The organism is Microbacterium sp. A93, from assembly GCF_051842835.1.
This window is the reverse complement of sequence record NZ_JBPXMT010000017.1, coordinates 1-10,605: the sequence shown is the minus strand read 5'-3', so window position 1 is coordinate 10,605 and position 10,605 is coordinate 1. Positions and strand designations below refer to the sequence as shown.

Below are 10,605 nucleotides of genomic sequence, written 5' to 3'. Positions count from 1 at the left end.
AGCGCGCTCGGTGCGAGCTCAGCTCAGCGCGGGGATGACCTCACGCTCGAACAGCTCGATCCCGGACCGGTCGTAGGCGGCCTCGGGGAAGTAGTGGATCGCGTAGCCGAGCCCGCGGTCGGACATGGCCTGCAGCCGCTCCACGATTTGCTCCGGAGTGCCCGCGAGACCCTGATCGCCGCGATAGTTCTGCATATATGCATCCGTACGGTCGCCGAGGTGAGGAGCAACGCGCGCCTCGATCACGGCGAGCCGTTCGGCAACCTCAGCCTCGGTCGCACCGATCACGGTGTTGAAGTTCGTCGAGCGCACGATCGCGTCGAAATTCGTTCCGACGTCGAGCGTGTGCTGCCGCAGGATCTCACTCTTGCGGGTGAACTCCTCCGGGCTGCCAGCGAAGTTCGTGTAGTCCGCGTACTTCGCGGCGATCTTCAGCGTGACCTTCTCGCCGCCGCCGGCGATCCACAGCGGGATGCCACCCTCCTGGAGCGGAAGCGGCCGGACGATCGCCCGGTCTACCTGGTAGAACTTCCCATCCAGAGTGGCCTCGCCCGTCGTCCACGCCTGGCGCATGATCTGGACACCCTCGTCGAGACGGCGGAGGCGGTCACCCACCGAGGGGAATCCGTAGCCGTAGGCGCGCCACTCGTGCTCGTACCACCCACCGCCGATCCCCATCTCGGTGCGCCCGCCGGAGACGATGTCGACCGTCGCCGCAACCTTCGCGAGGTACGCCGGATTGCGGTACGTCATGCAGGTGCACATCTGTCCGAGGCGGATGCGACTGGTCGATGCGGCGAATGCCGACATGAGCGTCCACGCCTCGTGGGTGGCCTCTTCGCTGGGAACCGGGGTCGTGTGGAAGTGGTCATACACCCACAGCGATTCCCAGGGTCCGGCATCCGTGGCCTGCGCAAGGTCGCGCATCGTCGTCCAGTGATCAGCGGGGTCGATGCCAACGAGATCGAATCGCCAGCCTTGAGGGATGAAAGTTCCGAAGCGCATGCGGCCAGCTTAGGGCTACAGCGCCCGCAGCCTCGGCGCCAGGTCACGCTCGAACAGCGTCATGAAGCGTTCCTGGTCGTGGCCGGGGGCGTGGAAGACGAGGTGGTTGAAGCCCCAGTCGATGTACTCCTTGATCTGCGCGACAACCTCGTCGGGATCCGTGCCCACGATCCAGCGCTTCGCGACCTGCTCGATCGGGAGGGCATCCGCAGCCTTCTCCATCTCGATCGGGTCAGTGATGTCGTGCTTCTGCTCCTTCGACAACGACAGCGGCGCCCAGAACCGGGTGTTTTCTAGCGAGGCCGTGGCCGTCTCCTCGTAGGACAGCTTGATCTCGATCATCCGATCGATCTGCTCGAAGCTGCGACCACCTGCCGCCGCTCCTTCCTTGACAGCAGGAACCAGCTTGTCGACATACAGCTCACGGCCCTTGCCAGACGTGCAAATAAACCCGTCACCCGCACGCCCCGCATACTTCGCGACCAGCGGCCCTCCCGCGGCGATATACACCGGGACACCACCCTCGGGAACGTCATAGATGGATGCATCGTGCGTCGAGTAATACTCGCCATCGAAGCTCGTCCGCTCCCCCGTCCACAACGCACGCATCAGGCGGATCGACTCCCGCAGCCGCGCGAAGCGTTCACGGAACTCCGGCCACTCCTGCTCACCCGCACCCTGAAAACCCGTTGCGATCTCGTTCAGCGCCTCACCCGTGCCGACGCCGAGGAACACCCGTCCTGGGCTCAGGCATCCGAGTGTCGCGAAAGCCTGCGCGATGACGGCGGGGTTGTAGCGGAACGTCGGGGTCATCACGCTGGTGCCGATCCGGATCCGCTCGGTGCGCGCACCGACAGCCGCAGCCCATGCGATCGAGAACGGCGCGTGACCGCCGGTGTACCGCCACGGCTGGAAATGATCACTCACCGCCACCGATTCGAAGCCGTGCCGTTCTGCGGCAACAGCAATATCGACCAATTCACGCGGAGCGAACTGCTCAGCGGATGCCTTATAACCCAGTGTCAGCGTCATTGACTGTCTCCTTCGTTTCAGCGGCCACACCGGCAGCTCTATATCCTTCTTCGAACCCGATCCGGTGCGCCTCGTCGGCGCCCAAACGGAACATGTCCTTCTCGGAAGATCTCACGATGCTCGAGGCGCCAGGAAGATCAAGATCGCCCACCAGTCGCCCCATGCCACGGACGACAGCAACCGGGCATCCGCTGATCTTGCCCTTGACCAGGTCACCGGCAGCCGCCAACTCATCCGCGACGCAGGGCTGCGTCACGATCAGCGGCCGCCCCGCGCTGTCGAGCTCCCCGTGCAGTTGGTCGAAGACGTGCACTCCCGCCGCGCCGATGGCCACATCGGTCTGCCCATCACGCCACGGGCGCCCCAGCGTGTCACTCACGATAATGCCGACGTCCGCGCCGGTCTCTTCGCGGATTGCAGACGCGATCGCACGGGCGGACGCATCCGGGTCCAGGGGCAGCAGCAGGATCGTTCCCGGCTCGGTATTTGAGGCATCCACTCCCGCCGCCGCCCCGACGATTCCGAGACGGTTCTGAACGATGCGCGTCACACCACCATCCGCGCGTTCACGCGTCGCGACGACGCGGACGGTCTCTGCGGTGATCGCGGCCTCGCGGTCCTCCGCCCGCACCGACCGCCCCTCGGCCTTCGAGATGATCTTCGACGTGACGATGAGGATGTCACCGTCGATCAGCTGATCTCCGGCGGTGGCGATAGCATCCAGAATCATCCTGGGCAGGTCGGCGCCCGCGGCAACTTCAGGGATTCCCGTAAGTGCCCACACCTGCATCCGATCAGTCATGTCATTTCACCAATTTCGGAAGAATCTCACGGCCGGCAATCTCGAGCCATTCGCCCTGCGTCGGGGAGCCGACGTTATGCACATGGATCGCATCAAATCCCAGATCGAAGAGTGACTGCAGGTACGCGCGATGAACCTCGGGGTCGGACGAGATGGGGATGCGTGCGCGGATATCGTCCGCTGTGACGGAACGCGCGAGTTGATCGACGTCGAATGGAGAGCGGATATCCCCGCGCGGAAAGCGCAACCCGGCCATCGGCCAGTCCCGCAAGGCCTGGGTCATCGCCTCGTCATCGGTGGGTGCCCACGACAACTGGGCGTGGACCACCGTCTGAGCGGGTCCTGTGGAGCGTCCGGCCTCCCGCCGGCCTTCTCGAAACGCATTGAGCAATGCCGTCAGTCGCTCTGCTGGGCCCGCCTGCACGACGATGCCGTCGAGGGTGCGCCCCGCACGCCGCGCCGTCATCGGGCCGCCTGCCCACACCTTCATCATCGGCGACGACGTGGGCATCGTCCACAGGCGCGAGGATTCCAGCCGGAAGTGCGGTCCGGAGTGCCGAGTGTCATTGCCCTTGACCGAGGCTGCGAAGAGTTTGCGGATGACCTCTGCCGCGTCGAACAGCCTCGCCGCGCGCTCGGACGCTTCCGGCCAGTACTCGCCCACGATGTGTTCGTCGATCGCATCACCCGCGGAAAGGATGAGCCGGTGCCGGTCCGGGTACAACGCCGCCAGCGTCGCGCTCGCCTGCGCCACCGCTGCCGGATGCATCCGATAGCCCGGCACGGCCGAAGCCGTCACCATTCCGGTCGTTCGCTGCCCGATGGCACCCAGCACCGTCCACGCGAACGACGCATTTCCCTGGCCGGGCAGCCACGGCTGGAACCGGTCAGCGACGACCGTGCCGGCAAAACCGCTCTTGTCGGCCGCGGACGCCAGTTCGACCGCGGCATCCGGAGCGAACTGCTCCAGAGCAACGACGTGATGAACCTCACCGGGCGTGGCATTCATCAAGCTGGGGGTCATACCGGAAGCTTATTGCGCGATGGAGAGGGCACGGGCTCCGGCGACCAGTCAGCCAAGCGCGGGCACCGCCGCATCCGCACGCTGCGCCAACCGCATCCAGGTCTCCACCACCGTGTCGGGGTTGAGCGACATCGACTCGATGCCCTGATCGAGTAACCAGTCGGCGAGGTCCGGATGATCCGACGGGCCCTGCCCGCAGATACCGACGTACTTGCCGCGGCGCAGGCATGCCTCGATCGCCATCGCGAGCATCTTCTTCACCGCGGGGTCACGCTCGTCGAACGTCTGCGCGACGAGTGCGGAGTCACGGTCAAGGCCGAGGGTGAGCTGAGTCATGTCGTTCGACCCGATCGAGAAGCCGTCGAAGTGGTCGAGGAACTCGTCCGCCAGCAGCGCGTTCGACGGCACCTCGCACATCATCACGACCTCGAGCCCGTTCTCACCGCGACGGAGACCGTTGGCGGCGAGAAGCTCGATAACGGCTGCGCCCTCGGCGACCGTGCGCACGAACGGAATCATGATCTTGACGTTCTTCAAACCCATGTCATCGCGCACCCGACGGATCGCCTCGCACTCCATGTCGAAGCACTCGCGGAAGTCAGCCGAGATGTAGCGCGACGCCCCGCGGTACCCGATCATCGGGTTCTCCTCGTGCGGCTCGTAGCGGTCACCGCCGAGCAGGTTCGCGTACTCATTCGACTTGAAGTCGCTCATCCGCACGATCACCGGCTCCGGCGCGAACGCCGCGGCCAGCATCGCAACGCCCTCGACGACGCGCTGCACGAAGAATTCGCGTGGTGACGAGTAGGCCGCGATGCGGTCGGTGATCTGGGCCTTCAGGTCATCCGGGAGCGATTCGTATTCGAGCAGCGCACGCGGATGGATGCCGATCTGGCGGTTGATGATGAACTCCAGGCGCGCGAGTCCGATGCCGCGATTGGGCAGACGAGAGAACGAGAAAGCCTGATCGGGCGTTCCGACATTCATCATGATCTTGACCGGGACCTCCGGCATCCGATCCAGGTGCGTCTCCTCCTCTGTGAAGTCGAGGAGCCCCTGGTAGACGAGGCCGTCGTCGCCTTCGGCGCACGAGACGGTGACGTCAAGGCCGTCAGGGAGCACGCTGGTGGCATCACCCGTGCCGACGACGGCGGGGATACCGAGCTCGCGCGCGATGATCGCCGCGTGACAGGTTCGTCCGCCGCGGTTGGTGACGATCGCGGATGCCTTCTTCATGATCGGCTCCCAGTCGGGGTCGGTCATATCTGCCACGAGTACGTCGCCCGCCTTGAAACTCGCCATCTCGTCGATGCTGCGGAGCACGCTCACCGCGCCGGAGCCGATCTTCTGGCCGATCGCGCGTCCGGTCGAGAGCACCTCGCTGCGCTCTGCGAGCACAAAGCGGCGCATGACGTTCGCGTCGGCGCGGGAGACGACGGTCTCCGGTCGGGCCTGCAGGATGTAGATCCTGCCATCGACGCCGTCGCGCGCCCACTCGATATCCATGGGCCGGCCGTAGTGCTGCTCGATTGTGACGGCGTGCCGGGCGAGCTCTTCGACCTCGGCATCCGTGATGCTGAGCAGTCGGCGCAGGTCAGCCGGGACGTCTTCGAAGACGGTCGTGCCGCCGACCTGCTCGCTCTCGGTGTACCGCATCGCGATGGCCTTCTCGCCGACGGAGCGCTTGAGGATCGCCGGGCGGAAGGCGGCGAGCGCGGGCTTGTAGACGTAGAACTCGTCGGGGTTCACGGCACCCTGCACAACAGCCTCCCCCAGCCCGTACGAGCTGGTGATGAAGACGGCGTCCTCGAAACCGGATTCGGTGTCGACGGTGAACATGACTCCGGATGCTCCGATGTCAGAGCGCACCATCCGCTGCACGCCGACGGAGAGCGCGACGTCGTGGTGGTCGAAGCCGTTGTTTACCCGGTATGAGATTGCGCGGTCGTTGTAGAGCGAGGAGAACACCTGCTTCACGGCTTGCAGGATGTGCTCGATGCCGGAGATGTTGAGGAACGTCTCCTGCTGACCCGCGAAGGAGGCGTCGGGGAGGTCCTCGGCTGTGGCTGATGAGCGCACGGCCCAGGAGACGGCATCCGGTGCCGGGTCGTTCTCGACCAGGCGCGTGTAGGCGTCACGGATATCGCGTTCGATGTCGGCGGGAAGCGGCTGCTGCTCGATCCATTCGCGTACCGCTGCGCCGACGCGCGAGAGCTGGGTGACGTCATCGACGTCGATCGCGTCGACCGCCTCGCGGATGCGCAGGTCGAGGCCGCTTGTCGAGAGGAAGGAGCGATAAGCATCCGCTGTCGTCGCGAAGCCGCCGGGCACGCGCACGCCGAGGTCGGAGAGGTGCGACACCATCTCGCCAAGGGAGGCGTTCTTTCCGCCGACCTGGGGAAGGTCTGCCATGCCGACCTCGTCGAACCAGAGGATGTTGCTCATAGTGATGCCTCTTTCACTGGGCTCATTGAAAACACGGTCACGCACGCAGCTTCATGGTCTGCATGATGACCGCGGACATCTCCTCGACGCTTTTGGTCGAGGAGTTCAGGAAGGGAACACGGTTTCGTCGGTAGAGGTCTTCGGCGCGACGCAGCTCGATGGTGCACTGCTCGAGGCTGGAGTACTGCGAGCTGGGACGCCGTTCGTGGCGCACCTGGCTCAGTCGCAGGGGCGTGGTGGTGAGCCCGAAGCAGCGGTCGCCGTACTTCTCGACGCTGCGCGGGAGGCCTTCAGTCGGGTAGTCGTCGTCCGTCAGCGGGTAGTTCGCGACGCGAAGGCCGTGCTGCAGCGCGAGGTACATCGTCGTCGGCGTCTTGCCACAGCGCGACGGGGCGATGATGACGACGTCGGCCTGGTCGAGGGCCCTGGAGCTCTGCCCGTCATCATGCTCGATCGCGTACTCGACGGCTCGCATCCGCGCGAAGTATCGGTCGGTATCGCCTAGGCCATGAAACTGGCCGAGCTGTTCGGATGCCGTCGTGCCGAGCGCCTGCTCGAGTTCGGTCAGGTGACCTGCGAGGAGGTCGATGAGTGTGGCTTTGGAGGTGGCCAGGATGCTGCGGAGTGCGGCGTGCTTAACCGTTGTGAAGACGAGCGGTGCGCGGCCTTGTTCTGCGTCAGCGTCGATGCTGGCGACGACGGTGCGCGCCTCGGCGTCGGTTACGACGAACGGGATTGTGTGTTTGAGGAAGCGGATGCCGGGGAAGTTTGCGAGCAGTGCGTTGCCGAGGGTTTCGGCGGTGACACCCGTGCTGTCCGAGACGAAGTACGCGGCGCGCGGGGCTGCGATGTCAGCGACTACGGGAGTGGTCATGAGACAACGCTACGGAAAGTTCATCATGATGAATGGCCATTTCATGGCGAAGGATTCTGCATATTTACCCGACCGGTAAGACGAAGTCTTTCCCTTTCCGTTGTGGGACCGCTGCTCGCCCACCCGTGCGCCGACAAGCCCTGCGTGGTGCATTCTGCCGATTGAGTCAGAACGAATATGTTTGACGGTGAAGGGGAGAGTGAACGATGACACGCAACAATCCGCTTCCTGTTGACCCGATCGCTGAGGCCAAGCGCCAGTGGACCGTTCACGGGTGGCAGGATGCCGCCGCCGGCATGTCGGCCGTGACGTCGGTGATGCGCACACAGCAGCTCATGCTCGCGCGAGTGGAGCGGACGTTGAAGCCTTTCGGGCTTTCTTTCGCACGGTTCGAGATGCTGCGGCTTCTCGCCTTCACGCGCGAGGGCCGGATGCCGATGGCTAGTGCGATAGCGCGCCTGCAGGTTCACCCGACGAGTGTGACGAACACTGTGACACGTCTCGTGAAAGACGAGCTGGTGCAGCGTGAACAACATCCTGATGACGGCCGAGCCGCCCTCGTCGTCCTGACTCCCGCCGGCCGGGGGATCATCGAGTCGGCAACCGCAGCACTGAACGAAGTGTTCTGTGACGTCGGGCTCGCTGATGAAGACACCGTCGACCTCGTCCGGATCCTCGCACGCTTCCGCAAGGAGGCCGGAGACTTCTCGGACCCAGTGCAGCCGCCTGACCCGCTCTGATGCTGTACGCCTAGCGAGCGCACAGCATCAGGTGCTCAGCGGTGCGTGAAGACCGGCGGGCGCTTGTCACGGAAGGCGGCCATACCCTCGGTCTGGTCATCCAGAGCGAACGTCGCCGCGAACGCCTGCTTCTCGAACCGCATCCCCTCGGCGAGGGTGGTCTCCTGCGCCGCCTGCAACGCGGCCTTGGCCGCATAGACGACCGGGAGCGACTTCGACGCGATCGTCTCAGCGACTTTCCCCGCTTCGTCCAGCAGCTCATCGGCAGGAATGACTCGTGAAACGAGGCCTGACCGCTCGGCTTCTTCGGCACCCATGATGCGTCCAGTGAGCACCAGCTCAGCAGCCTTGTACTTCCCGATCGCACGGGGAAGACGCTGGGTGCCGCCGATACCGGGGATGACACCGAGGTTGATCTCCGGTTGACCGAACTTCGCAGTGTCGGCGGCGAGGATGATGTCCGCCATCATCGCGAGCTCACATCCGCCACCAAGCGCGAATCCCGCGACCGCTGCAACCACCGGGGTACGTAGCCGGCCGAAGTCGTTCCAATCGGCGAAGGGGTCGTTGAGATACATGTCGATGTATCCCTTGTCCGCCATCTCCTTGATATCCGCTCCCGCTGCGAACGCTTTCGCGGAACCGGTGATCACGATGGCACCGATGGCGGGATCGTCATCGAAGGCCTTACCGGCCGCGACGACCTCGCTGATGAGCTTCGCGTTCAGCGCGTTGAGCGCCTCGGGACGGTTCAGCGTGATCCAGCCGACACGGCCTTTGGTCTCGGTGATGATCGTTTCGTAGTCGCTCACAGTTGCTCCTGTCAGGCGTCCGCGCTCTGCGCACGGATCGTGTTGATGATTCCGGAGAAGTCCTTGCGTGCACCATCACCGTCGGCGAACGCGCGGTAGATCTCACGGGCATGACGCCCAAGCTGCGCATCGACGCCGGTCAGGTCGATGGCCGATTCCGCGAGCCCCAGATCCTTCGACATCAGGGCACCGGCGAACCCGGGCTCGTAATCGTTGTTCGCGGGGCTGGTAGCCACGGGGCCGGGGACGGGACAGTTCGTCGTCAGCGCCCAGCACTGCCCGGAGGCGTTCGATGCGACATCGAACAGCGCCTGATGGCTGAGCCCGAGCCGCTCGCCGAGCACGAATGCCTCGGCGACGGCGATCTGGGTGATCCCGAGGATCATGTTGTTGCAGACCTTCGCTGCCTGCCCCAGTCCCGAGCCGCCGCAGTGCACGATGCGTCCGCCCATCACATCCAAGATCGGTTGGATCGTCTGGAAGTCTTCATCGCTGGCTCCGACCATGAACGCCAGCGTGCCCTTCTCCGCACCGACCACGCCGCCCGAGACCGGGGCATCCGCTGCGCGGTGCCCCGACTCAAGGGCCAGGTCGTGAGCCTTCCGAGCTTCGTCGACGGCGATCGTCGAAGAATCGATGAACAACGTCCCCGGCTTCGCCGAGGCCAACAGCCCCGGGTCGCCCGCCACACCGGAATACGCGTCAATCACATGCGCGCCACTGGGGAGCATCGTTATCACGATGTCGACATCCGCCACCGCGGAGACGGCATCCGGGGAAATCTCGATACCGGCCGCGCGTCCAGCGTCGAGGGCGGCGGGCATCGGGTCGAAGCCGATGACCCTGTGGCCCGCCTTCACCAGGTTGGCCGCCATGGGACCTCCCATGTGGCCCAGGCCAAGGAATGCGATATTCGTCATATTTTCACTTCTCCTTCAGGTGGCCGTGCGTGCAGCAAGGCCCAGTTCACGGACATCCAACGGGTCAAAGAATGCTGTGACAACTGCCGTTTCGACGGCACCGGCCGGCTCCCACCTGGGGTTCCGGTCCTTGTCGATGACCTGCGCTCGAACGCCTTCAGTGAAATCGTGTGCCTTGAGCATCCTCAGCGACACCCGATACTCCTGGTCGAGGGCTTCCTCCAGCGACGACAGCTGAGCGGCGCGGCGCAACGATTCTCGGGTCACAGCCAGCGCCGTCGGCGACTTGGCAACGATCGCGTCTGCGGCCTGGCCTGCTTCTGCGATCCCGCTCGCGCGCAAACGACTGATGATTTCATCGACATCATCCGTGGCGAACGCCTCATCGATCCAGGAACGCGCAGCACGCAGCGGTGCCTCTCCTTGGTCTTCCGAGAGAAGCATGACCGTTTCACCAGCGTCGGTCGTCTCAAGTGCCGCCAGTAGATTCGCGATCCTTTCGGATCGGATGTAGACGTCGCTGAGTCCGACTTCGATCGCATCCGCCGCACCGACAGACGCCGCGGTGAGCGCGAGGAACGTCCCAATCTCGCCGGGCGCGCGTGAAAGCAACCAGGTTGCTCCGACGTCCGGGACGAATCCGATACCAACCTCGGGCAGGCCCAGACGCCCCCGCTCGGTCACCACTCGGTGCGATGCATGCGCAGAGATGCCGATCCCTCCTCCCAGAACGATCCCGTCTTGGACGGTAACGATCGGCTTCGGGAAGCGGGCAATCTCGGCGTTGAGATGATACTCGTCGAACCAGAACGCGGCAGAAGTGGCACCATCGCCGGAGATGGCATCGTTGTACAGCGACACGATATCTCCACCGGCGCAGAGCCCCCTTTCGCCCGCACCGACGATCGCGACGGTGGCGACAGAGTCATCTGTGGCCCATTGAGCGAGTGT

General features: G+C 64.6%; 10 protein-coding genes. 1 reads left to right on the top strand and 9 read right to left on the bottom strand.

Annotated features, from left to right (window positions below):
- Positions 1-18 precede the first annotated feature (18 nt).
- Genes ACSU1G_RS31535 through ACSU1G_RS31510 form a run of 6 tightly spaced genes read right to left on the bottom strand, consistent with a single transcriptional unit; the run spans position 19 to position 7,182 of the window.
- A complete protein-coding gene (locus ACSU1G_RS31535) occupies positions 19-1,005 on the bottom strand; it encodes an LLM class F420-dependent oxidoreductase (RefSeq protein WP_439285112.1) in 987 nt (328 codons plus the stop codon).
- Between the two features lie 15 nt (positions 1,006-1,020).
- A complete protein-coding gene (fgd, locus tag ACSU1G_RS31530; RefSeq protein ID WP_439285110.1) occupies positions 1,021-2,037 on the bottom strand; it encodes a glucose-6-phosphate dehydrogenase (coenzyme-F420) in 1,017 nt (338 codons plus the stop codon).
- Positions 2,015-2,839 (bottom strand): coenzyme F420-0:L-glutamate ligase, encoded by an 825-nt coding sequence (gene cofE / locus ACSU1G_RS31525; protein WP_439285108.1) that lies wholly within the window; start codon positions 2,837-2,839, stop codon positions 2,015-2,017. Before cofE ends, fgd begins: the two co-directional genes overlap by 23 nt.
- 1 nt (position 2,840) lies before the next feature.
- Positions 2,841-3,863: a TIGR03557 family F420-dependent LLM class oxidoreductase gene (locus tag ACSU1G_RS31520; RefSeq protein WP_439285106.1), complete on the bottom strand. Its 1,023-nt coding sequence runs from the start codon at positions 3,861-3,863 to the stop codon at positions 2,841-2,843.
- Positions 3,864-3,911: 48 nt separating this feature from the next.
- Positions 3,912-6,308 (bottom strand): phosphoenolpyruvate synthase, encoded by a 2,397-nt coding sequence (gene ppsA / locus ACSU1G_RS31515; RefSeq protein ID WP_439285105.1) that lies wholly within the window; start codon positions 6,306-6,308, stop codon positions 3,912-3,914.
- 37 nt (positions 6,309-6,345) lie between these two features.
- Entirely contained in the window at positions 6,346-7,182 is an 837-nt protein-coding gene (locus tag ACSU1G_RS31510) for a pyruvate, water dikinase regulatory protein (RefSeq protein WP_439285103.1), read from the bottom strand.
- 206 nt (positions 7,183-7,388) lie between these two features.
- Between ACSU1G_RS31510 and ACSU1G_RS31505 the strand changes: the two genes are divergently transcribed.
- Entirely contained in the window at positions 7,389-7,922 is a 534-nt protein-coding gene (locus tag ACSU1G_RS31505; RefSeq protein ID WP_439285101.1) for a MarR family winged helix-turn-helix transcriptional regulator, read from the top strand.
- Positions 7,923-7,957: 35 nt separating this feature from the next.
- Here the strand turns inward: ACSU1G_RS31505 and ACSU1G_RS31500 are convergent, their stop codons facing one another.
- The 3 genes from ACSU1G_RS31500 to ACSU1G_RS31490 form a co-directional block, all read right to left on the bottom strand.
- On the bottom strand, positions 7,958-8,734 hold the full coding sequence (locus tag ACSU1G_RS31500) for an enoyl-CoA hydratase (RefSeq protein ID WP_439285099.1): 777 nt from the start codon (positions 8,732-8,734) through the stop codon (positions 7,958-7,960).
- Between the two features lie 11 nt (positions 8,735-8,745).
- Positions 8,746-9,654: a 3-hydroxyisobutyrate dehydrogenase gene (gene mmsB, locus ACSU1G_RS31495; RefSeq protein WP_439285097.1), complete on the bottom strand. Its 909-nt coding sequence runs from the start codon at positions 9,652-9,654 to the stop codon at positions 8,746-8,748.
- Between the two features lie 15 nt (positions 9,655-9,669).
- The coding region (locus ACSU1G_RS31490) for a 3-hydroxyisobutyryl-CoA hydrolase (protein ID WP_439285095.1) at positions 9,670-10,605 on the bottom strand (936 nt) is incomplete at its 5' end.

Coding starts and splice junctions, on each gene's coding strand:
- ACSU1G_RS31535 (WP_439285112.1), bottom strand. CDS start 1,005: ATGCGCTTCGGAACTTTCATCCCTCAAGGCTGGCGATTCGATCTCGTT.
- fgd (WP_439285110.1), bottom strand. CDS start 2,037: ATGACGCTGACACTGGGTTATAAGGCATCCGCTGAGCAGTTCGCTCCG.
- cofE (WP_439285108.1), bottom strand. CDS start 2,839: ATGACTGATCGGATGCAGGTGTGGGCACTTACGGGAATCCCTGAAGTT.
- ACSU1G_RS31520 (WP_439285106.1), bottom strand. CDS start 3,863: ATGACCCCCAGCTTGATGAATGCCACGCCCGGTGAGGTTCATCACGTC.
- ppsA (WP_439285105.1), bottom strand. CDS start 6,308: ATGAGCAACATCCTCTGGTTCGACGAGGTCGGCATGGCAGACCTTCCC.
- ACSU1G_RS31510 (WP_439285103.1), bottom strand. CDS start 7,182: ATGACCACTCCCGTAGTCGCTGACATCGCAGCCCCGCGCGCCGCGTAC.
- ACSU1G_RS31505 (WP_439285101.1), top strand. CDS start 7,389: ATGACACGCAACAATCCGCTTCCTGTTGACCCGATCGCTGAGGCCAAG.
- mmsB (WP_439285097.1), bottom strand. CDS start 9,654: ATGACGAATATCGCATTCCTTGGCCTGGGCCACATGGGAGGTCCCATG.